Genomic DNA, 25,593 nt, shown 5'->3' on the forward strand with positions numbered 1-25,593 from the left:
TCACGAATCACATAACAAAAAAGCAGCTCCAAACAGGGCTGCTTTTTTCATATATTATATTTTGTAACTCCTTAAAACGGATAACCAATGGCAAGGTTAAACACAAGGTTTTCTTTGCGCCATGCCCTGCTTCCAAAATCTATGTCGTCAAACACCCAGCGCTCACCTTCAGGCAGCCAGGGTTTGCGCAGCGGAAAGGCAAGATCAAGCCTTAGTACCAAAAACGAAAGGTCAAACCTTAAACCGGCACCAGTACCCACAGCCAACTGATTTAAAAACTTGCCAGTAAATTCTGCACCGGGCCTGCCTGAATCGTCTGTGCCGTTGCCCTCATCTTTGTTCCAGAGCCATATATTTCCGGCATCTGCAAATATAGCTCCGTGTACTACGCTAAACAGCTTAGCGCGATATTCGGTATTGAGCTCGAGCTTGATATCACCACCCTGATCCGGAAGGAATGAGTTTGCATCTATGTCGGGATTTCTGTAAGATCCTGGGCCTATAGACCGTGCCCTGAAAGCCCGTATGCTGTTTGTGCCTCCCACAAAAAACTGCCGTATAAAAGGCAATTCGCCCGAGTTGCCGTATGGGGCACCCACCCCAACAATTATACGGCTGGCAATTTGCGAATTATCATTTAGACGCAGATAATGCCTAAAATCATGTTCCATTTTTACAAACTGGCTAAACTGTACCCCGAGTATGTTTTTAGGATTACCTCCTTTTGCATCGGCTCCCATGATCAACCCCACTGCATTACCCGATGTTTCCAATGCACCTTTATAATAAAACGTATGTTTTTTGCGCTTTTGCATGGTGTTGGTATAGGTGTACGAATATGAGGGACCAAAAATGAGCTGCTTGTCTATTACACGCTGTAATGCGGCGTTGTTTTCTGCCATTTGGTTATATTCGTCAGTCACATTTGCAGGACTTACATAGTTTATATCAGTAACATAAAGCTGGTGCTCTTCGCGCACATTGTCTTTCCATAAATAGCCAAACTGCCCCCTGAAAGAGTTTAGGGCATACAGTTTCATACGCTTTTGATATTCATAGCTGACCAATGCCTTAGTGCGCGGTACAAATGCGCTGGAGTCGGCAATGTGTATGGGCGAAATAAACCTGGGCCAAACAATACTGGTCTCTCCACCAACACGATATACATTATAGCCCCGGTTTTGTCCGGATACCTGTACTTCAAGTCCCCCAAATACTGATACGGTGAGGAGTTCTGCAGCCCGAAAAGCATTACGGTTACTCCAGTTTACATTAATTTCTGACCCGTTATAATTAGCCGAGTTGGTCTTAGCCAAAGTTTCTACCCGTATAGATTTTCGGGGTAGGGGCGTAAAATAATAATAGGCGTCAAGTTTAGCACTGATACTGTCTGAGGGTTTAAATTCATTCTTAACAAATTTAAATGTGCCCAGATTTACCAGCCTGTTTAACGAAAGATTATGGTCGCGGCGGCTGTAGATATCGCCCTTATGGAAAAACAGCGTACGATCGTAAATTATAGGCCTGAACGTATGCTCCGGATCGATGATCTTAAAGTCTTTGTATTCCTGTACAGAATCCCTTGGATATTTTTTCTCTGTATTTTCAGATAATGAATAGTTAGGATAAATAATTATATCATCTATATGATACACTTTTTTGGCCCTTGCAGGGGTTTCGTTTTTAATAATAACTTTTATGTCAGTTTCATAGCTACCCACGGTGCTGTCTACACGCATAAGCAGGTAATCGTCTTTAAAATAAAAATAACCACGGTTTTTAAGGCGGTTGTCTATCCTCTCGCGCTCCTGCTTAATAACGTCCAGGCTGTAAGGATCGCCTTTTTTTAGCAGGCTCCTGCGTTTGGTTCTTGCAATGGCCTTTTCAAGGTTTACTTCTGTAGAATCTTTTTCGGTACTTAAAGTATCTACCGGAAAAGTTACATTTCTTATTTTGTATTGCTTGCCTGTAGTAACGGTATATAGAGCCTTTGCTCTTTTGGCTTTAGAGGTAGAGTCGGCACTGGTTCGGGTTTTAAAATAGCCATTGTTTTCACTAAAATTCTGTAGGATATCTGCGTTATAATCAAGATCTACCTGACTCATTAATACCGGAGGTTCGCCCAGTTTTGTGCGCATCCAGTGTCTAAAGCCCTTTTCTTTTTTAGGTTCGCCTGCAAGATTATAAAAATAGAGTTTAAATTTAAGCCCAAGTACACTGCTGTTAGGTTTTGGCCGCAACAGGTCTTCGAGCTCTTTTTCCATTGCTTTACGTTCCTTGCGGCTCAATAAAGAGTCTTTAACCTTTACTTCGCCACCTATATAAAGCATCTCGCCTGCGGGCAGATGTTTCGTGTTGCTGCAGCCATAAGCCAACAGTAATGCTGTTATAAAAAGGTAATATATGGGCTTATTTATCATTTTCAGTGCTGTTTGGCGGTAACTTATCGGCTTCTGCTTCTGTCTTTTCTTTTTCCTCCTGTTTTTTCTTTTCTTCCTTCTCTCTCTGCTTTCGCTCTCTTTCACGTTGCAGCATTTCCTTTTCTTCTTTGCTTCTATGAAAAAGCTCGCGGAATTTATTATAGTCCATTGTAATTATAAATCCAACGCCGGTTTCTACTACCTGTCCCTGCAAGGCTACCTGATATTCGTTTTTGCGATATGCTCTTACCATATAGCGCCCATCGGGTGTTAACTGGTAATCAAGAGATACGTCTCCGGCAATGTTAGTGGTCTCTTCGTTAGCCTGTTGTGGTCCTTCAAGACCAAAGCTGCTGCCTACGGTTACTTTAAGCCTGTCGTTAAGCAGTTGCTTGGAAATTCCCACATTAAGGTCGGTACGGCTTTGTAATTGCCCTGTGGTATAATCATCGGTAGATTCCAAATCGAAATTTAGCTGTACACCGCTTACAAGGTTGGCGGCAAGGTTGTTTAACTGTTCCGACAGTATTTTGCTTACACTTTGCCTTGCCAACGATTCGGTACTGGTACCTCCGGCCTCGCTCGAAAAAGGGTTTTCGCCAATAAAGCGGTTAAGCAACAATACGGCAAATACCTGTTTGTTTAGTTCAGACGGCTGTTGGCGCAACTGGTCCAGTTTAGATTTGGTTGTGTTTATAACATCTGTATCTACATTGTAGTTGCCATCCGGAATGATAATGTCGAACGAAAGCTCAGGTTTTAGCAATTCGCCTTCCATTTTAAGAACAGTATTGAACGGTATTTTTTGTTTAAATCTGTTTCGTCTAAACTGGTCAGACCCTAACTGGTCGCCCACAAGGTCAATAGGTGGAGTCTCAGTTTTGTAAACAGCCGATATGTTTATAGTAGCATCAGTAGGTTCGCCAGTCCATAAAATGTAGCTGCCTTCTTCTATATCAAATTTTCTTTTCAGGAAGTTGAAAGTCATTTGGTAAGATCCCTCGCTAAACTCATAACGCCCTGTCAGTGTAGTTTTGCCCGATGGATCTATGCCGCCATTAAGTTGTGCTTCACCTTTAAGTTGCAGGAAATCGCCGTTGCCTTTGTCTATTATCAGGTTGAGTTCGGCCTCTTTCACAATTTCTATATTAACCGAAACATCCATACCTTTTACCTGAGAGCTGTTTACAGTTTCTTCTATCTTAAGGCGTTGCATCATCTCTGCATTATCTTCATCCACAAACTCTACAATGCCCTCCCTGTCGGCAATAGACGGATCCTGTTGCGGCAGTACCACACTAAATTTAGTGTCTTCGTTTATTTTTAGGTCACCATCTATAACCGGGCTTTCCATTGTACCCTTAATTTTAAGATTGGCATCAATAAACAGGTCGCCATAATAAAAATCGTTATCCTTTGCAGTAGAATTTATAGCCCTGAAGTTTGCTGCCTTTACATTAAGGTTAAAACCAAAAGCTTTGTAATCGGTAGTGGCAATGTTGCCGTCTATGGTTAGCAGGTTGTTTTTTTCGTCTTCTACCTTAAAGTTGTTCATTTCAATCCCGGCATCAGTAAAGCTAATGTTATTGTTAATGCCTTTAAAATAAGAGTTAAGTTCGGTAACCCTAAAAGCCACATCATTAAATTTAAGGTCGCCAATAACGTTAGGATCTGTTATAGTTCCTGTAATTTTAAAGTTGCCGTTAAGATCGCCTTTGCCTTCTTTTAAAGCCCCAAAAGTAAATGCCTGAAGGCTCGCTATGGTTAATTTTTGTATGTCGAGGTTCATATCAAAACTGCTTCCTGCAGTGTTGTAATTCCCTTCAAGATTTACCTGGTTGTTGTTTCCGCTAATGCTCACATTGGCAGCATATGTGTCGGCTATATTGTTGTTTACCTGTATTTTAATTTCTCCTACTGTGTCTTTGCTCACGGCAAAATCGGCAATCGTCAGGTCAGCTGTAAATACAGGGCTTGTAGTAAGGTCCTTAATGTTGGCTGTGCCGTTTATAGTTCCATGAAACTTAGACTCTTCTTTTTGAACCATGTTGGTAATGGTCTCTATTTTAAAGTTTTCGAGTTCTACATTTAAAGGTGCATTTGGCGTGTCTGATTCTGATTGTAGTTTTATGGCCCCTCCTTCATTGCTCATTTCAAAATTATTGGCATACAGGCCATTTTCTCCAAAACGAATAAGGTTATCCTGTGCAATGGTCCATGGTATATAATCGAGCATAAGGCCATCAGGGTCTAAAACAATTTCGGTATTGCCGTCTTTAGCCTCAACCTTACCTGCAAGCATGTATTGCTGTTTCTTTTTACGGTCTTCTATATCAAGCCTATATTTTACAACGTTGTTTTTAATATCTCCTGCAAGGGTAGTGCCTGCCAGTTGAAATTGCTCATTTTCTACACCTTCAATTTTTACGCTGTACACCAGTGCGGTGTCTTTAGCTTCGGCATCTATAGTAATACCACTAATGGTGTTTGCTCCATAAACAAGGCGTGGCACTGCGCCATGCACTATTAATGTATCGCCCTCGCTATTAAACTTTCCGCTTAAAGAAATAGGTTCTAAACGGGTAATTTGCGGTACCAGTTTATACAATACAGGATCGTTGTCTATTCGAATGTCGAACGAGAGTTGCTGCGGGGCAGCAGGTTTTTTAGGTGCTGTGGCAGCAGTATTGTAGTATTTTGCAATGGTATATTGCAATGCCGCAGGCAGCTCTGTGAGTTTGTATTTGCCTTCTATTTTGGCATGTGCTATTTGAGATTTTAAGGTTATAAGGTTTTTATCGGGTGTAGTAACCGCTTTAAGTGTAACAGAATCTAAAGCAAATTCTTCTTTTTCATTTACAAACATAAAGCTGTGCAAATGCACTGTTCCGTTAAGATTATCTGGATTAGCATCTGCAATATCTGCATCTACATTGCCACGCAGTTTTAATGGCCCGGCGTGCAGGTTGAGTTTGTTAAGGTCGGCAATATCTACATTTAATTTTATTTTCCCGTTAGGATATTTTCCGTTAAACCCACCTTTGGCAGTAAGGTCAAAGTCAAGGTTAGGATCGTCCATTTTTGCAACGGCATCAAATTGACCTTTATTTATTTTGCCGTCTATCATTAAATCACGATAGGTGTAGCCATTAAATTCTGCTTTAATGACTTTGCCTTTCAGGCTTGCTACTGCTGTTTGCGGGTCTAAGCCGGTGCCTTTGACTTTTGCTTTGATAGTAATTTTGCCAATAGAATCGTTTTTAAGCAGTTTACCTACATCAAAATTGGCAATATCTACATCGCCATCATAGCGCTCGTGACCTTTGCGGCTTTGGTCGAACATACCCTTAAACTTAGCATTGCCAAAAGTGCTGGCAAGATCAAGGTTTGTAGAGAAACTATTAAGCGTTCCTTTAAAACTTGCCTTTGCCGATATACCCGCAGGCAACTGAAAATTAGCAGGCAATGTGCCGGGCGGCAGAAATGTATTAATATCTTTTGCGGTAGATTTAAACTGCCTTACATTCATATCAAAGTAAGCGGTTTTGGCGTCCGGAAGGCCTTTTATACGTCCGCTGGCAGCTATTACGGTCGTGCCTATGCCACGCACTTCGAGGTTGTTGATGTACAGATCGCTAACTTTGCCCTGAACGCGGCTGTTTATGTATAGCGTTCCGTTAGGGTTGCCTTTAAAAGGTGCAGTTGTTGCAAGATCAGGAACGAAAAGCAATACGTCTTTGAAGCCTATTTTACTGTGGTCGAGGTTAGCATTTACAGATAGGCTCCCAATGTTTTTACTAACCGCATTGAGCGAAGGATAACCCACCACAATTTGGTCTTTTACCAATGTGTTAGGTGTTTCAAGATAAAGGTCTTTAAGTTCAGCCCCTTTAGGCCCATAGAAAAAGTTTGTGCGCAGTTGGGCAACATTTACACCGCTTTTATCTGCCATACTAAAATCTTCTATTTTACCCGAAATAGATTCCGGAGCATAAGAAAGCTCTTTAGCCTTTAAATTTAAGTTAGATATATCAAGGTGTTTAAAATCGATACCTTTTGCTACAGGTGCCGAGTTTTGGTCGTCAAACTTAAAGGCTACATCAATAATTTCGGCGTTGTTCAGTTTAAGCTTCCATTGTGCCTGTTGTACTGCAGCGGTTTCTTTGGGTAATGCCTGCTGCACCTGCTTTTCAAATTTACCAAATGCAAGCTGGCCTTTAAGACCATTGAGTTCTAAATTGTCAAGGTCTACAAGCTGGGTTTTAAGATCTACGGTATTTACTTCAACTAATAGCTTATTAAGTTTAATGCCTGTATCCAGCCTGCTGCCTTCGTTGTCATATCCTACATTTATGTTGGCAAGAGAAATATTTTTAAGCTTTAGTTTAAGATCAGGTTGTTTAGAGGCTTCCTCAGCCGCTTTCTGGGTGCCCATTGCAATTTCATCAACCATTCCCTGTTTCAGCCGCACTTTAAGCCCGTCAAGATTAATGTCCGGTACCTCAAAGTCCATCTTATCAAGGTCGAATTTTTTTATTGAAGTATCAAAATGATTAATGTTTGCCGTAACGTAGTTTTTAGAAATATCGTCATTAAACTTTACCCTGATACGGTCAAGATTAATATCTTCAATAGAAAATTTCATTGGAGCACCTGTGGTATCTTTGGGTTTGCCCGAGTCGAACGCTTTTATAATATAGTCGAAGTTAAAGACCGAATCTTTATTACGGCTGACATTGGCAGTTATTCCCTCTAAATTTATAGAATTGATCTCTACTTCGTTGCTTAAAAGCTTCATCAGACTTATATCAACAGCCAGTTTATCTCCGGCAATAAGCGTGTCTCCGTTCTGACCTTCAAAATAAACACCTTCTAAAATTACCTTTTTAGGCAGGCCAATTTCTATTTTAGTTATCTTAACCTCAGTGCCTATTTTCTTTTCAAGATAACTGACAGCCTTATCTTTAACATAGTTTTGCACTGCCGGAACCTGAAGCAGTAAAACTATCAGCAGGAACAATGCAATTACAGATCCTATGATCCATAGGATAATTTTAATGGTTTTACGTAAGTACTTTTTTAGTTTTGTGTTCATCAATGCTAAAAATAGCCATAATTTTAACAGATGCTGTTTAAAGTTTTGCTAAAAAATCTTACAAGATTCGGCTTTAAATTTAATAGTACTCTAAACGTTGATTTTAAAATAAAAAAATGGAGCCTTGTTAGGGCTCCATCCTTCAACAATGCTGCTGTTTACTCCATCTCACTATCATCTGCATCAGCAGCATCAAAGTTTATGGTGTTATAGGCTGCCTCTGTTAATGTTATATCTGCCGTTTTTTCTTCTTCAAGTGTAGTGTGCAATATTTTAGCTGCATCGTCCATGCCAAGTGTTTTGGCAAAGGCACACAGTGTACCATAAGTCGCAATTTCGTAGTGCTCAATTTTTTGAGATGCGGCAATAATTCCGGCATCACGCACTGCGCCCTGTTCAGTGCTTTCCATAATATCCTGTCCTTCTTTGATAAGGCCGTCCATAGCCTCACATTTTTTGCCGACGGCTCTTTTACCAACAATTTCAAATACCTGTTCAAGGCGTGCCACGTGCTCTTCGGTCTCTGCAAGGTGGCTTGTAAGCCCGTTGGCAAGGGCAGGGGTTGTAGCATTCTTAATCATTTTTGGTAAAGCTTTGGTCAATGCTTTTTCGGCCCAGTAAATATCTTTCAGGCTGTCTATAAATAATTCTTTCAGGCCTTCGGCAGCGGTAGATTTAGCTTTTACAATGCCTCTTTTAGAGGTAGTTTTTGTTGTGGCTGTTTTTGCAGTCGCAGTTGCATTTGTTTTTGTGTTTTTTGCAGTTGTTCTTGTTGCTGTTTTCATAACTTTTTAGTTTAATTTTGATTGTTGTATTTGATATCATCTCTAACAAAATTATATAATGAATTTGCCCTGCGGTGCTAACAAAAACTTAAATAAAACCATAATAACAATACTTTAACCTGCTGTGTAGTAGAATACTTATGTTGTTGTTTCGGTTTTATATTCTGCTACAAATATTTTATGTTTTAATGAAAAAAGCCTTTGAACCTATAGTGAATAATAACAGTAAGATACTAATACTTGGCACAATGCCTGGCGAAAAGTCGTTGCAATTGCAGGAATATTATGGCAATCGTGGCAACCAGTTTTGGAGATTATTGTGTGGAGTTTTTAATGAGGGCCCCAAAGATGATTATGCAGATAAAATAGCCCTGCTTAAAAAACACAATATAGCCCTTTGGGATGTTTTGGAATATTGCGAACGCGAGGGCAGCCTTGACAGTAATATTAAAAATGAAGTGCCTAACAATTTCAACGTTTTCTATGGCAAATATCCTCAAATAAAACATGTGCTGTTTTCGAGCAAAAATGCTGCTGTTTACTATGACAGATATGTAGGTAGAAGACCTGATATTATATATGGTGTGCTGCCATCGCCAAGTGGTGCCAATGCAACTATGACTTTTTTGCAAAAGCTTGATATATGGAAAATTAAAATTTTAAATATTGTAAGTAATACTTAAATATTTGACAAAATATTGTAACGAAATAGGTGTTTTCTTATAAGATATTGCCGTAAAAGCAATTTAAAAAAGCGTTAACTTTGGTAACCACCAAGAACACAAACACACAACGGCCTTATGCGAAAGTTTTTCGTTATTTTTTTATTTCTGTACTCATTATCCGGCATTGCTCAGGATAATAATTTTATAGTTGAAAAAGACAAGCTGGTTTGGGAAAATGTATTTATCAGCACCGAAACAAATATTCCTAATATTGTAGGGAGGCATTCGAGACTTAAAATTATATCGTCTGAAGGATTGGTTTATAAAGGTAAGGCTGTCGAGCTGAGAAATACATGCCCGGGATCTTCGAATCTTCTAAAGAATGACTATAGTTATGATTTTGAGATAGAACTGAAAGAAGGCAAGTATAGGGTTACAGTTAGCAACATTGTTTTTTATAAAAAGGTTAAAAAACAAAAAGTAGTGTCAACTGCCGAAAGTAACTTTATTGAGAATGCAAAATTAAAGCAGGACGCCACAACCCTTGCCGATCTTACCTGTATAGAAAACTATATTGTAAAGCTTTTTAGCCCTATAATGGCTTATAAAAGTAAATCTTAAAAAAATCATAAACATTTTGCCGTTTCTCAAAAAGTTTTTTCTTACCTTTATAGAGTAACGATCTAAGGGTTATCTCTTTATATTTTTTATTTGTATATAAATTTGTTTTTATTAACCATGAAAAATAACAGGTAAGAAAGGATTTTCCATAAGTCCTTTTTAAGTATTTGTACTTTAAAACAACACAAAATTAAAGGACTATGAAAATTTTTAGCCTAATTGTATCCGTAGCAACTTTTATGGTTACTTTTTATTTTCTTGTATCTGATTTTCCTGACATTACAACCTTTGATGGGAGCATCTATCTTGGACTCATGATTATTTTACTTTTAATTTGCATTACAGGCATTATTATAAATAAACCTGTAGTAGCAAAGGCACGACGAAAAATATTAGCCAAAAAGCAATCTAAGCTAAGACTGGTAAAACACCAATCCTATATTTAAGATTGAGTGTTATTTTGGGGTTTCTAAACAAAACAGGCTGCCCGAAAAGGCAGCCTGTTCTATATCTTCATGACAGTAAATGATTATTTACCCTGTTGGTTTTTCATTTCTTTTTCGATCATGTCATAAAATTGGTCGATTTTAGGCAATACAAGAATTCTTGTTCTCCTGTTGCGTGCCCTGCCTTCAGGTGTAGTGTTCTCTCCAAGAGGCACATACTCTCCGCGACCAGATGCCACAAGGCGTTTAGGGTCTATGCTAAAATCGTTTTGAAGTATCCTTACAATAGATGTAGCGCGTTTAACACTCAAATCCCAGTTGTCTACAAGTACAGCGTTCTTGATAGGCACATTATCAGTGTGGCCTTCTACCATACATTCAAAATCAGGTTTGTCCTGAACAATTTTTGCAACTTTGCCTAAAATTTCTTTAGCCTTGTCTGTTACATTATAGCTACCGCTTTTAAATAAAAGTTTATCGGCAATAGAAATGTACACCACACCTTTTTCTACACTAACATCAATATCCGGGTCGTTTACGCCCACGGCTCTTTTAATGCTTGTAACAAGCGCAAGGGTTACAGAGTCTTTGCGTGTAAGTGCATCCTGAAGCCTTGTAATTTTAAGGTCTTTTTCACGCAGGCTTTCAAGAGATTTCTCAAGGTTCTCGGCTCCCTTGCTCGTAAGCGTGGTCATGTTTGCCGTAGTATTGATTAGGTCAGAGTTGTTCTTTTTAAGGTAATCAACCTGGCTGTTTAATTGGTCCTTTTCTGCAAGGCAGGTATTAAGCTTTACAGTGGCAGTATTCAGCAGATCCTGAATTTCCTTGTTTTTTGCTTCCAGTGCAGCAATTTTCTTTTTGTTTCCACAGGAAGTGAGTGTAATCGCTACTAACGAAAGCATTAGGATGGCTCTTCTCATAAAGTTTAAAATTTTAAATTTTTAACAAAATTAATACTAATTAAAAAAATAGGAACGCAATTACGCATAAACTATTGTTAAATTACGAAACAAATACCCTGCCGTTTTTAACATAATATTGGTAAACTATGCTCTTTTTTTTGTAGTAATTTCTGTACTGTTTTGATTGTCTTTTGTTTAGAAAATGAAAAAGTTTTAAATAAAAGTAAAAGTGAGATTTTAGTACTGCAAAAAGATGTGGAAATTTCCCCAACATTAAAAAGCGTATTCCCGCTATTCCATCAAAACTTAGCCGTATAAAGAGAACAGGGAATAATTGTGCTGTGGGCAGGTTCTTCGTCATCATCCAAAGTGAGTTCCTGAAATTCAGAAAGGTCTTTTTAGGATTCTCTGTGCTCAAAGTTGCCCCCCCTACATGATAAATTACCGATTTACTGCAAAAACGAGCCTTATAATTTTTATTAAAAGCCCTCCAGCAAAGGTCTATTTCTTCCTGATGGGCAAAAAAATCTTCGTCAAAACCGCCAAGCTCCCTAAAAACGTTTTTCCTTATAAAAAAGCACGCGCCCGATGCCCACAATATTTCGGCTTCGTCATTATACTGCCCGTTATCCTGTTCTACAGTTTCAAATATTCTTCCCCTGCAAAACGGGAAACCATATTTGTCTATAAAGCCACCTGCTGCACCTGCATATTCAAAATTTGTCTTGTTTTTATAATCGAGTATTTTAGGCTGTATAATTGCCGTTTCATTATCTTTTTCAAACAGTTCGAGTACGGGATCAAGCCAGCCTTCTGTTACCTCAACGTCTGAGTTTACAAGAACATAAATATCTTCTTTAACATCCTGCAGGGCTAAATTATAGCCTTTTGCATAGCCATAATTGCCCGGGTTGTTTATAATTTTTATGTTAGGGTAGTGTGCCTGTATAAAAGCCACAGAGTCATCTGTAGAGGCATTATCAGCCACATACACCTGCGCACCTGCTGAGTGCTGCACTACCGATGGTAAAAATTGCTCCAGCAGTTGCCTGCCGTTCCAGTTAAGTATTACTACTGCTGCTGTTTTCATAAAGTTGGGAGGTATTGAGGTACATCGGGCATAAAGTTATAGCGTTCGGCTTCATAATCCATCTGGCAAAAATAATGGTTGAGCCCGTTTGTAACCATAAGATTTAAGGCGTTGAGCGACATGTTATAGCGTGCTATCTGGTCAAATGTTTGCTGAGATATGGCAACTTCCGGGGCTTTGCATTCTACCACTAAAAATATTGTTCCGTCGGGCTTAAAAACCACTACGTCATATCTTTTGGTAAGGCCGTTTATTTTTACTATTTTCTCTACGTTTATGTGTGATTTAGGAAACTTTTTCTCTTCTGTCAAAAAGCGCACTACATGTTGCCGCACCCATTCTTCGGGAGTCAGCACAATAAATTTTTTACGTATCTCATCAAAAATGGCTACCTTATTTTCACTATTTTTGAAACGAAATGTATAGGCCGGAAAATTGAGCTTTTGCATATTGCAAATGTAAAATTTTTAGCCAACAAATAACAAAGCACAAAGGGTGGACGAAGTTTTAAAGATCGTAAACGAGATTAAGCAGGGCAACATTAAGCCCATTTATTTTTTAATGGGAGAAGAGCCGTATTATATAGACAGGCTTACAGAATATATTGAAGATAATGTGCTTAGCGAAGACGAGAAAGGCTTTAACCAAATGGTGCTTTATGGTCGCGATGTTACTATAGAAGAAGTGGTAAGCAATGCTAAACGCTACCCCATGATGGCCGACAGGCAGGTGGTTATTGTAAAAGAAGCCCAGGAGCTGAGCCGTACTATAGAAAAGCTGGAAAGCTATGCCGAAAACCCACAGCCAACCACAGTACTTGTTATTGCCTATAAATATAAAACCCTCGATAAACGCAAAAAAGTTACAAAGCTTATAGACAAGAACGGGCTGGTGTTTGAAAGTAAGAAGCTGTATGAAAACCAGGTAGGGGAGTGGATTAAAAGAGTGCTTTCGGGCAAGGGTTATACCATAGAGCCTAAAGCTGCTGCCATGTTGGTCGAGTTTTTGGGCAACGACCTGAGCAAAATTAGCAATGAGCTTGACAAGCTTACTATTATTTTGCCAAAAGGAAGTGCCATTACACCTGCACATATTGAAGAGAATATTGGCATAAGTAAAGATTATAATGTGTTTGAGCTCCGAAAGGCTATAGGAGAGCGCGATCAGTTAAAGGCTTATAAAATTGCCGATCATTTTGCCAATAACCCTAAAGACAACCCGCTGGTAATGACTGTAGGGCTTGTATTTGGATTTTTTACACAATTGCTGCAATATCATGGATTGAAAGATAAAAGCCCTGCAAATGCAGCTAAAATGCTTAAAGTAAATCCATACTTTTTAAAGGATTATGATATTGCGCTGCGTAACTACCCTATGAGAAAGGTGAGTGCCATTGTGGCTACCCTGCGCGATATAGATGTTAAGAGCAAAGGAGTAGGAGCCAGTGCCCTTCCGCAATCAGATCTTTTAAGAGAAATGTTAGTTAAGATATTTAACTAAGCCTCAACATAATCTTTGCCTGTAGGCAGCTCAAATATCTCTAGCCCAAAATAACCTACAGATGCTATTATATGGTCAAAAATATCGGCCATTATGTATTCGTGGTTAATCCAGCGTTTGTCTTTTGTAAAGAGGTAAATTTCAATGGGTATGCCTTTTTCTGTGGGCTGCAGGTGTCGGCACATTATTATCATGTCTTTATTTACTCCCGGATAATCTTCAATATAACTGTTTATATATTTACGAAAAATACCCAGATTGGTAAGGTTTCGCCCGTTTATAGATAACGATTTGTCTATATTATGGGTAGTGTTATATTTATTTATCTCGGTTTGGCGATGGTCAAGGTAAGCAGATATGAGCTGTATTTTTTTCAGGCTTTCCAGTTCGTCTTCATGAATAAAACGCACACTATTGGCTTTTATAAGAATATGCCTTTTTACACGCCTCCCGTCAGAATTAAGCATACCACGCCAGTTCTTGAACGAGTCTGATATAAGGCTATATGTTGGTATGGTAGTAGTGGTCATGTCAAAATTCTGGACTTTAACGGTAGCCAGGTTAATTTCGATAACATTGCCATCGGCACCAAATTTTTCTATAGTAATCCAGTCGCCAATACGAACAATATCGTTAATGGTTACCTGAATACTTGCCACAAACCCCAGTATTGTGTCTTTAAAAATAAGGATAATAATAGCCGATATGGCACCAAAAGTGCTCAATAGCGTCACCATATTGGTGTTGAGCAGTATAAGCAATATGGCTATGGTGCAAAATATCCAAAGCACTATCATTACTACCTGTATGTAGCTGTCTATAGGCTTATCGTTATAGCTTGGTTGCAGTTTTAAATGGTCCTGTAGCGCATTGAGTATGCTCCTCACGATCCATAAAACAAGCAGGATAACACAAATGGTTATGGTCTTGTCAAATATATAATCCCAGTAGGTAAAACCTTTTAAGGCAAGAGGTACGGTTTTGTAAATAAAATAAAGCGGAAAAGCGTGGGCAATATATTTAGGGGTTCTATTGGCAACCAAAAAATCATCAAAAGACGATTTTGTTCTTTGCGCCATTACGCCCATAACTTTTATTAATACTTTTTTAGCTATAGCATCTAAAATGTATGCTACAATAGTAATAATAACAATATCTACTGCGAGGTTAATGTAAGATGCCGTCATGCCGTCTACATTAGCCTCGCGAAGTAGTTTATATGCCCAGTTAAATACGCTCATTTAGTTTTTTTGAGTCCTGAAATATTTGTATTCTATATAAAATGTGCCAAAGGGTACAATAGAAGCAAGGCATACAATAAGCATTTTTTTTACAGGCCAGTCCTGTTCAAACTTAAGCATCAGTGCCATAATAATGTAGGCAATAAAAAGCAGTCCGTGTGCCATACCCATTGGGCGGATATACTCGGGGTTATCAAAAAAGTATTTTAAAGGCATCGCAACAAAAAACAAAAGCAGTAGCGATATACCCTCAAGAGTGGCAATTATTTTAAAAAAACGTATCATAAAATTAAATTTTTGCAAAGGTAGCCAAGCAACGTTTGGTTTTAAAGCAAAAATGCAATTTAATGTAAAAATAAAAAAGCCATTTGGGTTACAAATGGCTTTAGATTATTAAGATATTTAAAGAATTAAAACGCTAAGAACGCTTTATTGTATTCTCTAAGATCTAATATATTGTTTTTGTGAGAAAGATCACTAAAAAGGTTTATAAGATATTCCAGGCTTTCAAGATTGTTTTCGTTGGCCGGTGCTTCGTCAGTAACAAGCTCTTCGTCTTCTAAAGGCTCATCATCGGGTATAGGTATAAGGAACGCGCCGTTAGCTTCAAGGTGTTCATACGTTAGGCGTATGGCTTTTGTAAGCACAGGGTTATTTTCTTCAAGGGAATATTCGCGTAATTTTTTCAGGTCGGCAATCAATACCTCTGCGTCAAAACCTTTTTTAAAGAGGTCCAGCTGTATTTTATTGATCAGTTTTTGTGCACTCGGATTTTCCACAGTAAATATTTAAGTTTTTGTGAGTTTAATAAGAAAGGCAAAAATAGTATTTTATCTAATTTTACCATATCTTTTTTGGATTTTATTATGATAGAAAAATTAACCTGTATCTACTGCTGTATATGAGTAAACGCGACCTTAAAAAATACCTTGCATCATTGCCTAAAGAAGAGCTGGAAGAACAGCTATTGTCTCTTTATGAAAAATTTACCGATGTTAAGGCCTACTATAATTTTGTTTTTAACCCTAAAGAAGACAAGCTGGAACAGGAAGCAAAGGCAAAAATCACTAACGAATATTTTCCTGCACGTGGCAAGCGTGCCAAGTTGCGCCGATCTGTAGCGCAGAAATACATCAAACATTTTTTAACTCTTGGGGTAGACCCGTTTATAGTTGCCGATATTATGCTTTTTAATATCGAAACCGCGTTAAAATATTCTGCAAAGCGCGAAATGCGTTACGGATCGTTCTATAAAAGCATATTAAACTCTTACAAACAAGTGGTTGACTATGTTATAGTGAATGGAGCAAAGCCCGAGTTTAAATCGCGTGTTGCAAATGTGCACAGCGAAGTTTATCGGCAAAAGTGGGACAATGAAAAAGAGTTTGAAAGGATATATGATAATTTTGAATAAACCTTTTTATTGCAGTGCTAAAATTTGTTAATATGGATAATGTATAGCATACTAAAGCTTAATTTTGTAGGAATATTGTTGAGGTTTTTGATAAAAGCCTTTGACTTAAAACTTTTAACCTGAAAAAGTATGGCTCAGTTTATAAAAATATATCCGCAAAACCCTAACGAAAAAGAAGTTGCAAAAGTAGTAAAGGCATTGCAGGATGGCGGCATAATTATATATCCTACAGATACTGTGTATGGCCTTGGTTGCGATATTACCAATACAAAAGCTTTAGAACGCATTGCCAGGATTAAAGGAATCAAACTGGAGAAAGCTAATTTTTCGTTTGTATGCAGCGACCTTAGCAACTTGTCAGACTATGTAAAACAGATTGATACGGCTACTTTTAAAATCCTGAAACGCTCTCTGCCGGGACCTTATACGTTTATTTTGCCTGGTAATAATAATTTGCCAAAAGCTTTTAAAAATAAGACAACGGTGGGCATTCGTGTGCCCGATAATCCTATTGCCATAGAAATTGTAAAACAATTAGGAAACCCTATAGTATCTACCTCAATTTATGATGACGATGAGGTAATTGAATACAGCACTGATCCTGAACTTATTTTTGAAAAATGGCAAAACCTTGTAGATGTAGTTATAGATGGAGGATATGGAGACAATAGTCCTTCAACTATCATAGATCTATCAGGCTCAGAACCTGTTGTGGTTAGGGAAGGTAAAGGAGACATAGACATTTTTTAAGCGTCAAAGTTCTAAACAAAAAAAACAGCCTCTTTGGGCTGATTTTTTTGTCTATGTATGTACTATTTTTATTCTTCAAAGTCGTCATCTTCTTCGTCATCAAGGTCGTCAAACTCATCTAACAGAAAATCGATAACTAACTCTATAACATCTCCGTTATCATTTAGACCCCAATAAGCAGGATAGTAGCCGTCTCCCCATCCGGAAGCGAACATAATAACATTATTGTCTGAATCAGCACTTATTTTGTGATCGTTCCAGTCGCCCAACTCGCGTGAAAAGTTATTTTTACCCGAATATTCCATAAATTCCGGAGATAAAACATCATCATAAAAATTACCTTCAGGATTAGTTTCTTCGAGTTTATCTATCTTGGCTGTAAACTGTGCTGCTGTTTCGGCATCAAGAAAGGCAGCAAGTCCGGATTCTACAGGAAAGCCATAAAACTCATCTTCTTCAAGCTCATCAAGTTCTTCTGGGCTAATATCGTCTGTAATGGCAAGTACCCATTTTGTGGGTTCGTCTGTACGAAATTTTATTTTAGCATAAGCAATACGATGGTGTAAATCGTCTACTTCGGCAACATGAATATAAACAGGGTATTTATCGGGCTCTACAGTACGCAAAAAAGGGCGTTGTTCTGTTGTAAAAAAAGGATCTGACGCAATAATTTGGCCCGTTGGCAGGTTTACGTCGCCAATGTGTATTTCTACCAGTCCTTCGTCGCTAATAAGCTCGTTAAGGTTATAAGGGAGTTCAAGATCGTTTGTATTGCTCATGGGTATTAGTTTTTTTTGTTTGTTAAATTTAATCAAATAATGTGGTGTAAAGATTGTTTTATAAAATCTTTAACCGTTAAATAAACAAGCCCTTTAGTTTTGCTAAAGGGCTTTGTTAAGGGGTATATTTTTATTTACAGCTTGTGCATGTTGTTTGCAAGCGTTTCTATAAATTTGGTTATAGGGCCTTTTATCATCATGGCCATCATAGCGTTGAACTCACCTTCAAAAAAAAGCTGAATGTCGCTGCTTTCTGTACCTGTTTCAGTAATATTTCCGGTTAATGTAAAAGGCAGCTTGTCGCTGGCGGCACCAAGTACAATTTTATTTGGCGCCTGTTTTTCTTTCATTTTAAGCTTAATTTCAGGCATGCCTTTTAGAGCAAAAATAAACGATTCCTCTCCGGTTACCTCAAATTTTGCAATGTTATCAGGCATTAGTTTTTCAAAGTTCTTAACATCGCTAAGGGCATCAAAAATATATTGAGCAGGTTTTTGCACGGTAACCTTTGGACTGTCTAAATTCATTGTAAAAGTTTATAATTTATACAGTAAAAGTACAGATTATTTTCTTTTGCCAAAAAGCTTTTCAATTTGTTTTTTTGCTATCTGATTAGACGATATAAGCTGTGTACTGGCAGTTTTGTCTTCAGAGAATGTTATCGTTAGTACGGCCCCTCCAAAAAACTTGTCAAATTTTAGCCAAAGGTAATGATCAGGCAATTCAAGTTTAACGGCTTCTTTTGGCATAGTGTTAAAGCCCTCCTCAATGGTTTTGTAAAGATCTTCAAAAGTATTGTCTACATCTTCAAAAGAAAATGTTTTATATTCTGTTAAAGTTTTATAAGCTGAGTTTTTTATTGTAAAAAAGTAAGTATTACCTTTTTTATCACAAGAAGCTTCAAGGGGAGCACCCAATTGTTGGGCTTTACCAATGGTAATGATATTAGATTCTGCGCTGGCTTCTACTTTTTTTAGCTGAGCAAATGAAATTGTGCTTAGGGTAAGGACAAGAAATAAAATAATTTTTTTCATGGTTAATTGTATTTGTATCATATTTTGATTGCAATACTATACCAATAAAAAATTCCCTCATTGAGGGAATCCTTATTTTGAAAATATATTTTATCTGTATGGAATTATTCCTGCCCCCATGCAGACGGATTTTTACTCCATTCTTTCAGGGTTTCATGTTCCGCTTCAGTAATGTATTGTTTAGAAACGGCAAGTTCAAGAAGTGTGCTGTAGTTGCCAAGTGTATGCAGGTTTACTTTTGCATTTTTAAAATTTTCTACAGAGATGTCAAACCCATAGGTAAAAATAGCAACCATGCCTTTTACATTTACTCCGGCTGCCCTTAATGCCTCTACAGCCTGGAGGCTGCTGTTGCCTGTACTAATAAGGTCTTCTACCACCACAACATTCTGTCCTTTTTGTAAAAAGCCTTCTACCTGATTTTGGCGACCGTGTTTTTTTGGCTCAGGGCGAACATATACAAATGGGAGTCCCATATATTCGGCAACCAGTATGCCAATGCCTATAGCTCCTGTGGCTACACCGGCAATAACATCGGGGCGGCCATATTCTTTTTCTATATGGCGTGCAAATTCTTCCCTTATGTAATTTCTTATTGGTGGAAATGAAAGAGTTATCCTATTATCGCAATAAATAGGCGATTTCCAACCTGAAGCCCATGTAAAAGGACTTTTAGGATTTAATTTAATTGCGTTTATTTGTAAAAGCAATTCGGCTGTTTTTTTGGCTGTGTCTGTATTAAAAATCATAGTGCAAATGTATAAAGTTTTTGTAAACGATAAACCTCTTTTTTTAACCAGTACTGTTGAAAAGGAAACTGATTTTCAGATTTTTCTTTTAGAAACAGCTGATATAGAGCAGCTTATTGTTAAGATGTTTAACCATAAGATAGACAAAGCTTTTTTATATCATCCCGACGAGAAGCTTTCATTAAAAATGCTTAAAGAAAAATTTCCTGTGGCTAAAGCAGGCGGGGGGCTTGTATATAATAAAGAAGGCAAGGTACTTTTTATATTGCGCAACGGAAAATGGGATTTACCGAAAGGCGGGATGGAGAAAGGGGAGATCATTGAAGAAACGGCCCTACGGGAGGTAGAGGAAGAAACCGGGGTAGGCGGATTAAAGATTGTGAACAAGCTGCAAAAAACCTATCATATATTTAAGCGCAACGGCAGCTACAAACTTAAGGTGACACACTGGTTTGAAATGAAAACCAATTATAACGGAATCCTGACAGGACAGGCAGAGGAGGGAATTGAACAAGTTGCCTGGCTAAGCCCTGCCGAAATTAAAGAGGCCTTAAAAAATTCTTATGAAAACATAAAGCTTCTTTTTGAGGAGCATAAAATAATACAGGAATGATTCTTTGATTTAAATGCCTCAATGTTTTAAAAGCTGCACACTACCTGCAGCTTTTTTTATTGTAAAACTATTAAGAACAGTTTAACTACATGTTGAGAGTATTTAACAATTATGAGTTGTAATTTTATAAAAGCAAAATATTTTAACCGATAAATCGTGTACTGTTTACATTATACTTTTAGAAGGGTTTAAAGATAATTTGTGTTTGTTTTATTGGTTAATGGCCCCGGCTGCTTTTTATAAGGCATCCGGGGTTTTTTATTTATCCCGGGTTATAGTTTTTAAAAACACCGTTTTTATAAAACACAACAATGCGTTCTATCTCTCCGGCATTGTTCAACGTTATTTTATTGTCTTCCTTTTGTATAATTTTTTCTTCGGCTGCAGGCTCTTTTTGGGGCGACTCAGGTGCACTAAAAAGATCAGGCTTGTTAGGTTGCACAGGTGGTTTTTCTTCTTCAAAAAAAAGCTCGGGTTCCACATTAAAAACAGGAGCAGGAGAGGGAGCAAAAACAGGTGCGGGAGAGGAAGCAGGAATCGGCTCCGGGGCAGTAGGTGCTACTACTGGTTCGGGTTGTATTAAAGGTTTTGTAACTGCATTTTCATCTCCTTCTTTTTTAGGAAAACTGCCTTTGCCATCGAGCAGCCAGTAGAGGTCTACTTCAGGAAAAGTTTCAACAATCTTTAAAATAAAATCAAGGCTGGGTTTATTCCGGCCCGACAAAAGGTGTGATAAGCTGGAACGTTGTACACCGAGCCTATCGGCAAAAACCGAAGCTGAAATATTGTAGTAATTGAGTAGTATCTCAAGCCTTTTTATGAAATTATCTATGTTTAACATTGTAAACTGTGTTTATTTTTACAAATGTAAACAAAATAATTAAGCTATGCAACAGGGAGCATAAAGATGGATTATATACTAATTTAAAAGTTTATATAAACACACTCTTAATACTGGATTTTAAAATATTACAAGTGTAAATTAATTTAAAGATCATCTCAATGATACATGCTAAAAACGTCTTTTCACAATTGTAAACACACTGTTTTTATTTGTTGTTTACAATTGTAAAACAAAGGATGTTTACTTTTGTAATGATTTAAAATATTGACATGAATTTAGAAGCCATTTATAATGCTAATAAGGAGCAAACTCTGTATGGAAGATATATTACAAACAAACATATTGAGCCTTTGCTTGAAAGATTGAAAGATGTATTTGAGGTAAGTACTGAAGGGGTCTCTGTACAGCAAAAACCTATTTATGGTATAAAAGCAGGTAATGGAAATGTGCGTATTTTTATATGGTCGCAGATGCACGGTAACGAATCTACTACCACAAAAGCAATCTTTGACCTTTTAAATTTCCTGAAAAACGGAGATGAAACAGCCAGAGTTTTTTTGGACTATTTTACCTTGTTTATACTACCTATAGTTAACCCTGACGGAGCAGAATTGTACACTCGTGCCAATGCAAATGAGGTAGATTTAAATCGCGATTCTGTAAACCTCTCGCAGCCCGAAAGTGTGTTATTAAGAAAGTGTTTTGAAGCCTTTAAACCGCATTATTGTTTTAATATGCACGACCAGCGAACCATATTTGGTGTAGGTAATGATCCAAAGCCTGCAACGGTTTCTTTCTTGGCGCCTGCATATAATAATGAGCGTGATATAAACGATGTAAGGCAAAAAGCAATAAATGTTATTGCAGATATGAATAAAACGCTGCAAAACTATATTCCGGGGCAGGTGGGTAGGTTTGATGATTCATTTAATATTAATTGCATTGGCGATATGTTTCAGTCGTTAAATGTGCCAACTATATTATTTGAAGCCGGGCATTATGAAAACGATTATGAAAGGGAGCAAACCCGTAAGTTTATCTTTTTTGCATTATTTTCAGGATTTAAGTCAATTAACGAAAACGTTTTAGTTGAAAATAAAATCGAAGAATATTTCGATATTCCTCAAAATAAGATTGTTTTTTATGATTTGATATATAAAAAAGTTAAGATAAATTATGAAAATAAAGAAAAATTCACGAATTTTGCATCACAATATAGGGAAGTATTATTTGATAATTCTGTAATTTTTCGAGCGTTTATTAGTGAAATAGGCAATTTAGAGGGTAAGCATGGGCACGCAGAAATTGACTGCAACGGCGCAGAATTTACCTCACAAAATGGGTCTGATTTTCCTGAAATAGATGAAAAAGCAGATTTTTTGATAGGAAAAAGCAGAAAATTTGTTAACGGACAGGAAATTTAAGCAGTACATTTCTTATAAAGTGAAAATTTAATAAAGTTTAATACCTCGACCAGATACATAAACCTTTTTAAAACACACATTTTTATGAGCAAATTTCGTTTAGATGAGGTTGATCACCAAATATTAGATATGCTGATTGACAACACAAGGGTGCCATTTACTGACATTGCAAAAAAACTTTTAATCTCTGCCGGAACGGTACACGTAAGGGTTAAAAAGATGGAAGATGCCGGTATTATTATGGGTTCTTCTCTTACACTGGATTATGAAAAACTTGGATATTCTTTTATTGCATACGTTGGTGTGTTTCTTCATAACACTTCTCAAACTAAATTTGTGCTTGAAAGGATAAATGAAATACCATTTGTAACCGTGGCACATGTTACAACAGGTAAGTTTAACATCTTTTGTAAAATAAGAGCAAAAGATACCAAGCACGCAAAAGAAGTTATCTTTATGATAGACGATATTGAAGGCGTTTACAGGACGGAAACCATGATATCGCTTGAAGAAAGCATTAATGATAAGAAAAGGCTGATGCACACCATCTTTAAAGACCTGTAAGATTTTTTATCAAAATATTAATACCCTCTTGCTTGGTGGCAAGGGGGTTTTTTTATTAAATTCAGCAAAAAAATAATACATGTATCCTGCAACCAGAATAGAGCGTTTTAACGAAGACGTTCAGCTTAAATACCAGCTTTTTAACAGCATCTTTATTACCCTGCCATTTCAGGCAATAGATAATACAGGTGCATTGTTGCCGCTGTTTTCAGAAATTTGTGATGAAGGTTTTAAGAATGGTAAGAGTCCTGAGGGGATTTTTAATGAGTTTGCCGAAAAATACCTTACAGAATATAGCGATAAAGAAAGAATAGACCTTATGTTTAGGTTTATACAATATGTTGAACGTCAGGTAGTGCTTTTCGATGCTATAGAAGACGCTGCTTTTAGTAAGCTCAATAATCTGGAAGGCAGCGGATCGTTACGTGAAAGCCGCGAAAAAGCAGAAAATCATGGGCAAAAGCAGGAACTAAGAGAGTTTTTAAAAGATTTTAGCATACGTCCGGTGCTAACGGCTCACCCAACGCAGTTCTACCCGGGGTCTGTATTGGGTATCATCACTTCATTGACTAATGCTATTAAAAATAATAACCTCGGCGAAATTAAGACCCTGCTGGCACAGCTAGGCAAAACTCCTTTTATACAAAAAGAAAAACCAACACCTTATGATGAGGCTATAAGTTTGTTGTGGTATTTAGAGAATGTGTTTTATAACGCTGCAGGCGATATCTCATCTTATTTACAGGATTCAGTATATGATGGCGAGTTGCTGCCAAGCCCTGTCATATCATTCGGTTTTTGGCCGGGTGGCGACCGTGACGGTAATCCGTTCGTGACGAATGAAATTACGCTTAAAGTGGCAGACAGACTAAGGACATCAATTTTAAAATGTTATTATAACGATGTGCGCGACCTTAAGCGTAAACTTACCTTTAACAGCGTTCACGAAAAAATAGGAGAGCTTGAGCAAAGCCTATACCGATCGGTATTTTATTCTAAAGGAGAACTATTCATTACCCTTGACGAACTTAAAAAGGGCCTTGCAGAAATAAGAGAGATCATTATTAACCAGCACCAATCATTATATTTAGACCAAATTGATTGTTTTATAAATAAAGTAAATCTTTTTGGTTTCCATTTTGCATCGCTTGATATTCGCCAGAACAGTAAAATACATAATGCTGTTTTTACCAACATTATAAAGCATCTTGAAAAAGCTAATGATTCGGTTAACGGATATGCCAATTTTGATGAGAAAACTAAGCTCGAAGCTTTAAGCAGGCTCAAGGCAAATATTTCTCCTGAAGATTTTGACGACGAAGACACCCGAAAAACTCTTGAGTCAATACTGGCAATCAAAACCATACAACAAAATAATGGGGAAAAAGGTTCTAACCGATACATTATAAGTAATAACGAAAGTGCTCTTAATGTGCTGGAACTTTTGACGCTGTTTAGTCTTTTAGGCTGGCAAACGCCTCCTGTAGACATTGTTCCTTTGTTTGAAACCGTAGACGATCTTGAAGATGCGGGGCACGTAATGAAGCTTTTGTATGAAAATGAGCGTTATGCAGCTCACCTTAAATCGAGAGGAAACCGCCAAACCATAATGCTTGGTTTTAGCGACGGTACTAAAGATGGTGGCTACCTTATGGCTAACTGGGGTATTTATAAGGCTAAAGAAAATCTTACTCAAATGGCGCGTGAGCATGGCATTAAAGTGGTGTTTTTTGATGGTAGAGGTGGTCCTCCGGCACGTGGTGGCGGTAAAACACATAAGTTTTATGCATCGCTGGGGCCTGGCATTGAAAACAGGGAAATACAGGTAACGATACAGGGGCAAACCATAAGTTCTAACTTTGGTACGCCTGATTCTTGCCGTTTTAACCTTGAGAATCTTTTAAGTGCGGGTATAACCAATGGGGTGTTTAATAAAAGTGACAAGCCATTTAGTGATGACCAGAAAGCACTAATAGAAGATATGGCAAGGATTAGCTATAAAAAGTACATGGATTTTAAAGGCCATGACAAGTTTTTGCCGTACCTGGAAAAAATGAGTACTCTTAATTATTATGCAAAGACTAACATTGGCAGCCGTCCGTCTAAACGTAATACTGACAGTAAGCTTGATTTTGCCGATCTAAGGGCAATACCTTTTGTTGGGTCGTGGAGTCAGTTAAAGCAAAACGTACCGGGCTTTTTTGGACTCGGAGCTGCATTGGGCGAATATGAAAAAAGAGGAGAATGGGAAAAAGTACAGGCGCTTTATCAGGATTCATTATTTTTCAGGACACTGCTCGAAAACAGTATGATGTCGCTAACCAAGTCTTTCTTTCCCTTAACGGCCTATATGAAAGATGATGCTGAGTTTGGTGCATTCTGGGAAATTATATACAACGAGTTTTTAGAAACCAAACGTCTGTTGCTTAAAATATCAGGCTATAAAGAACTTATGGAGAATTACCCTGATGGTAAGGCTTCTATTAAACTTCGTGAGCAAATAGTAGTACCCCTGCTAACCATACAGCAATATGCGCTTAGTGCGATAAGAAAAATGAAAAATGGCCAACAGGACGATGCATTGCTTGAAGTGTATGAAAAAATAGTTACACGCTCGCTGTTTGGTAATATTAATGCTGCAAGAAACTCTGCTTAAT

General features: G+C 37.7%; 24 protein-coding genes. 10 read left to right on the plus strand and 14 right to left on the minus strand.

The annotated features are described in order from the left end of the window. Window positions 1-71 precede the first annotated feature (71 nt). From GR160_RS00805 to GR160_RS00815, 3 genes are all read right to left on the minus strand, one after another. Window positions 72-2,420: a BamA/TamA family outer membrane protein gene (locus GR160_RS00805; protein WP_160747929.1), complete on the minus strand. Its 2,349-nt coding sequence runs from the start codon at window positions 2,418-2,420 to the stop codon at window positions 72-74. Next, entirely contained in the window at window positions 2,410-7,515 is a 5,106-nt protein-coding gene (locus GR160_RS00810) for a translocation/assembly module TamB (RefSeq protein WP_160747930.1), read from the minus strand. The genes GR160_RS00805 and GR160_RS00810 overlap by 11 nt, the downstream gene beginning before the upstream one ends. Window positions 7,516-7,673: 158 nt before the next feature. Continuing rightward, window positions 7,674-8,300 (minus strand): ferritin-like domain-containing protein, encoded by a 627-nt coding sequence (locus GR160_RS00815; protein WP_160747931.1) that lies wholly within the window; start codon window positions 8,298-8,300, stop codon window positions 7,674-7,676. A 188-nt stretch (window positions 8,301-8,488) separates the two neighbouring features. Here GR160_RS00815 and GR160_RS00820 point away from each other — a divergent pair, with 188 nt between their 5' ends. The 3 genes from GR160_RS00820 to GR160_RS00830 all read left to right on the plus strand — a co-directional run bounded on the left by GR160_RS00820 (window position 8,489) and on the right by GR160_RS00830 (window position 10,032). Further along, window positions 8,489-8,983: a DNA-deoxyinosine glycosylase gene (locus GR160_RS00820; protein WP_160747932.1), complete on the plus strand. Its 495-nt coding sequence runs from the start codon at window positions 8,489-8,491 to the stop codon at window positions 8,981-8,983. 117 nt (window positions 8,984-9,100) lie between these two features. Further along, window positions 9,101-9,586 carry a hypothetical protein gene (locus GR160_RS00825; protein WP_160747933.1) on the plus strand — a complete coding sequence of 162 codons (486 nt, stop codon included), beginning with the start codon at window positions 9,101-9,103 and terminating at the stop codon, window positions 9,584-9,586. A 200-nt stretch (window positions 9,587-9,786) separates the two neighbouring features. After that, entirely contained in the window at window positions 9,787-10,032 is a 246-nt protein-coding gene (locus GR160_RS00830) for a hypothetical protein (protein WP_160747934.1), read from the plus strand. 83 nt (window positions 10,033-10,115) lie between these two features. Here GR160_RS00830 and GR160_RS00835 read toward each other — a convergent pair whose 3' ends face one another. The 3 genes from GR160_RS00835 to GR160_RS00845 form a co-directional block, all read right to left on the minus strand. Then, the gene (locus tag GR160_RS00835; RefSeq protein WP_160747935.1) at window positions 10,116-10,952 is read right to left on the minus strand and encodes an OmpA family protein; all 837 of its coding nucleotides are present in this window, start codon (window positions 10,950-10,952) and stop codon (window positions 10,116-10,118) included. Window positions 10,953-11,034: 82 nt separating this feature from the next. After that, window positions 11,035-12,024, minus strand: a complete 990-nt coding sequence (locus tag GR160_RS00840; protein ID WP_160747936.1) for a glycosyltransferase family 2 protein — start codon at window positions 12,022-12,024, stop codon at window positions 11,035-11,037. Further along, the gene (locus GR160_RS00845; RefSeq protein WP_160747937.1) at window positions 12,021-12,473 is read right to left on the minus strand and encodes a type I restriction enzyme HsdR N-terminal domain-containing protein; all 453 of its coding nucleotides are present in this window, start codon (window positions 12,471-12,473) and stop codon (window positions 12,021-12,023) included. The genes GR160_RS00840 and GR160_RS00845 overlap by 4 nt, the downstream gene beginning before the upstream one ends. 46 nt (window positions 12,474-12,519) lie before the next feature. Between GR160_RS00845 and holA the strand changes: the two genes are divergently transcribed. Continuing rightward, the gene (gene holA, locus GR160_RS00850; protein ID WP_160747938.1) at window positions 12,520-13,524 is read left to right on the plus strand and encodes a DNA polymerase III subunit delta; all 1,005 of its coding nucleotides are present in this window, start codon (window positions 12,520-12,522) and stop codon (window positions 13,522-13,524) included. Here holA and GR160_RS00855 read toward each other — a convergent pair. The 3 genes from GR160_RS00855 to GR160_RS00865 form a co-directional block, all read right to left on the minus strand. After that, window positions 13,521-14,765: a mechanosensitive ion channel family protein gene (locus GR160_RS00855; RefSeq protein WP_160747939.1), complete on the minus strand. Its 1,245-nt coding sequence runs from the start codon at window positions 14,763-14,765 to the stop codon at window positions 13,521-13,523. The two genes, holA and GR160_RS00855, sit on opposite strands and share 4 nt — an antisense overlap. Then, on the minus strand, window positions 14,766-15,050 hold the full coding sequence (locus tag GR160_RS00860; protein ID WP_160747940.1) for a DUF3817 domain-containing protein: 285 nt from the start codon (window positions 15,048-15,050) through the stop codon (window positions 14,766-14,768). Between the two features lie 125 nt (window positions 15,051-15,175). Continuing rightward, window positions 15,176-15,544 (minus strand): hypothetical protein, encoded by a 369-nt coding sequence (locus GR160_RS00865; RefSeq protein WP_160747941.1) that lies wholly within the window; start codon window positions 15,542-15,544, stop codon window positions 15,176-15,178. Window positions 15,545-15,666: 122 nt separating this feature from the next. Here GR160_RS00865 and GR160_RS00870 point away from each other — a divergent pair, with 122 nt between their 5' ends. Continuing rightward, window positions 15,667-16,179: a DUF6155 family protein gene (locus tag GR160_RS00870; RefSeq protein WP_160747942.1), complete on the plus strand. Its 513-nt coding sequence runs from the start codon at window positions 15,667-15,669 to the stop codon at window positions 16,177-16,179. A 129-nt stretch (window positions 16,180-16,308) separates the two neighbouring features. Further along, a complete protein-coding gene (locus GR160_RS00875; RefSeq protein ID WP_160747943.1) occupies window positions 16,309-16,929 on the plus strand; it encodes an L-threonylcarbamoyladenylate synthase in 621 nt (206 codons plus the stop codon). A 68-nt stretch (window positions 16,930-16,997) separates the two neighbouring features. On the opposite strand, the gene GR160_RS00880 is transcribed toward GR160_RS00875, so the two are convergent. The 4 genes from GR160_RS00880 to pyrE all read right to left on the minus strand — a co-directional run bounded on the left by GR160_RS00880 (window position 16,998) and on the right by pyrE (window position 19,491). Next, window positions 16,998-17,708, minus strand: a complete 711-nt coding sequence (locus GR160_RS00880) for a DUF4241 domain-containing protein (protein WP_160747944.1) — start codon at window positions 17,706-17,708, stop codon at window positions 16,998-17,000. A gap of 134 nt (window positions 17,709-17,842) precedes the next feature. Further along, the gene (locus GR160_RS00885; RefSeq protein WP_160747945.1) at window positions 17,843-18,235 is read right to left on the minus strand and encodes an SRPBCC family protein; all 393 of its coding nucleotides are present in this window, start codon (window positions 18,233-18,235) and stop codon (window positions 17,843-17,845) included. 36 nt (window positions 18,236-18,271) lie between these two features. Then, window positions 18,272-18,742: a hypothetical protein gene (locus GR160_RS00890; protein ID WP_160747946.1), complete on the minus strand. Its 471-nt coding sequence runs from the start codon at window positions 18,740-18,742 to the stop codon at window positions 18,272-18,274. A 104-nt stretch (window positions 18,743-18,846) separates the two neighbouring features. Continuing rightward, complete coding sequence (gene pyrE / locus GR160_RS00895) at window positions 18,847-19,491, minus strand: orotate phosphoribosyltransferase (RefSeq protein WP_160747947.1); 645 nt, start codon at window positions 19,489-19,491, stop codon at window positions 18,847-18,849. Between the two features lie 7 nt (window positions 19,492-19,498). Between pyrE and GR160_RS00900 the strand changes: the two genes are divergently transcribed. Continuing rightward, window positions 19,499-20,104 carry an NUDIX hydrolase gene (locus GR160_RS00900; RefSeq protein WP_160747948.1) on the plus strand — a complete coding sequence of 202 codons (606 nt, stop codon included), beginning with the start codon at window positions 19,499-19,501 and terminating at the stop codon, window positions 20,102-20,104. Window positions 20,105-20,366: 262 nt separating this feature from the next. Here the strand turns inward: GR160_RS00900 and GR160_RS00905 are convergent, their stop codons facing one another. Beyond that, a complete protein-coding gene (locus tag GR160_RS00905) occupies window positions 20,367-20,945 on the minus strand; it encodes a helix-turn-helix transcriptional regulator (RefSeq protein WP_160747949.1) in 579 nt (192 codons plus the stop codon). Window positions 20,946-21,217: 272 nt separating this feature from the next. On the opposite strand from GR160_RS00905, the gene GR160_RS00910 reads away from it, so the two are divergent. The 3 genes from GR160_RS00910 to GR160_RS00920 all read left to right on the plus strand — a co-directional run bounded on the left by GR160_RS00910 (window position 21,218) and on the right by GR160_RS00920 (window position 25,592). Further along, entirely contained in the window at window positions 21,218-22,372 is a 1,155-nt protein-coding gene (locus GR160_RS00910; protein ID WP_160747950.1) for a M14 metallopeptidase family protein, read from the plus strand. Between the two features lie 84 nt (window positions 22,373-22,456). Beyond that, on the plus strand, window positions 22,457-22,936 hold the full coding sequence (locus tag GR160_RS00915) for an Lrp/AsnC family transcriptional regulator (RefSeq protein ID WP_026300077.1): 480 nt from the start codon (window positions 22,457-22,459) through the stop codon (window positions 22,934-22,936). Between the two features lie 79 nt (window positions 22,937-23,015). Then, window positions 23,016-25,592, plus strand: a complete 2,577-nt coding sequence (locus tag GR160_RS00920) for a phosphoenolpyruvate carboxylase (protein WP_160747951.1) — start codon at window positions 23,016-23,018, stop codon at window positions 25,590-25,592. Window position 25,593 lies beyond the last annotated feature (1 nt).

Origin of the sequence: Flavobacterium sp. Sd200, from assembly GCF_009826935.1 — a bacterium.
In the GTDB taxonomy this organism is placed as follows: domain Bacteria; phylum Bacteroidota; class Bacteroidia; order Flavobacteriales; family Flavobacteriaceae; genus Flavobacterium.

Bases quoted from the DNA above. Each gene is read 5' to 3' on its own strand.
- GR160_RS00805 (WP_160747929.1), bottom strand. From the start codon at position 2,420: ATGATAAATAAGCCCATATATTACCTTTTTATAACAGCATTACTGTTG.
- GR160_RS00820 (WP_160747932.1), top strand. From the start codon at position 8,489: ATGAAAAAAGCCTTTGAACCTATAGTGAATAATAACAGTAAGATACTA.
- GR160_RS00875 (WP_160747943.1), top strand. From the start codon at position 16,309: ATGGCTCAGTTTATAAAAATATATCCGCAAAACCCTAACGAAAAAGAA.
- GR160_RS00845 (WP_160747937.1), bottom strand. From the start codon at position 12,473: ATGCAAAAGCTCAATTTTCCGGCCTATACATTTCGTTTCAAAAATAGT.
- GR160_RS00815 (WP_160747931.1), bottom strand. From the start codon at position 8,300: ATGAAAACAGCAACAAGAACAACTGCAAAAAACACAAAAACAAATGCA.
- GR160_RS00900 (WP_160747948.1), top strand. From the start codon at position 19,499: ATGTATAAAGTTTTTGTAAACGATAAACCTCTTTTTTTAACCAGTACT.
- GR160_RS00905 (WP_160747949.1), bottom strand. From the start codon at position 20,945: ATGTTAAACATAGATAATTTCATAAAAAGGCTTGAGATACTACTCAAT.
- GR160_RS00920 (WP_160747951.1), top strand. From the start codon at position 23,016: ATGTATCCTGCAACCAGAATAGAGCGTTTTAACGAAGACGTTCAGCTT.
- GR160_RS00825 (WP_160747933.1), top strand. From the start codon at position 9,101: ATGCGAAAGTTTTTCGTTATTTTTTTATTTCTGTACTCATTATCCGGC.
- GR160_RS00890 (WP_160747946.1), bottom strand. From the start codon at position 18,742: ATGAAAAAAATTATTTTATTTCTTGTCCTTACCCTAAGCACAATTTCA.
- pyrE (WP_160747947.1), bottom strand. From the start codon at position 19,491: ATGATTTTTAATACAGACACAGCCAAAAAAACAGCCGAATTGCTTTTA.
- GR160_RS00910 (WP_160747950.1), top strand. From the start codon at position 21,218: ATGAATTTAGAAGCCATTTATAATGCTAATAAGGAGCAAACTCTGTAT.
- GR160_RS00880 (WP_160747944.1), bottom strand. From the start codon at position 17,708: ATGAGCAATACAAACGATCTTGAACTCCCTTATAACCTTAACGAGCTT.
- GR160_RS00810 (WP_160747930.1), bottom strand. From the start codon at position 7,515: ATGAACACAAAACTAAAAAAGTACTTACGTAAAACCATTAAAATTATC.
- GR160_RS00870 (WP_160747942.1), top strand. From the start codon at position 15,667: ATGAGTAAACGCGACCTTAAAAAATACCTTGCATCATTGCCTAAAGAA.
- GR160_RS00915 (WP_026300077.1), top strand. From the start codon at position 22,457: ATGAGCAAATTTCGTTTAGATGAGGTTGATCACCAAATATTAGATATG.
- GR160_RS00860 (WP_160747940.1), bottom strand. From the start codon at position 15,050: ATGATACGTTTTTTTAAAATAATTGCCACTCTTGAGGGTATATCGCTA.
- GR160_RS00830 (WP_160747934.1), top strand. From the start codon at position 9,787: ATGAAAATTTTTAGCCTAATTGTATCCGTAGCAACTTTTATGGTTACT.
- GR160_RS00840 (WP_160747936.1), bottom strand. From the start codon at position 12,024: ATGAAAACAGCAGCAGTAGTAATACTTAACTGGAACGGCAGGCAACTG.
- GR160_RS00835 (WP_160747935.1), bottom strand. From the start codon at position 10,952: ATGAGAAGAGCCATCCTAATGCTTTCGTTAGTAGCGATTACACTCACT.
- GR160_RS00885 (WP_160747945.1), bottom strand. From the start codon at position 18,235: ATGAATTTAGACAGTCCAAAGGTTACCGTGCAAAAACCTGCTCAATAT.
- GR160_RS00855 (WP_160747939.1), bottom strand. From the start codon at position 14,765: ATGAGCGTATTTAACTGGGCATATAAACTACTTCGCGAGGCTAATGTA.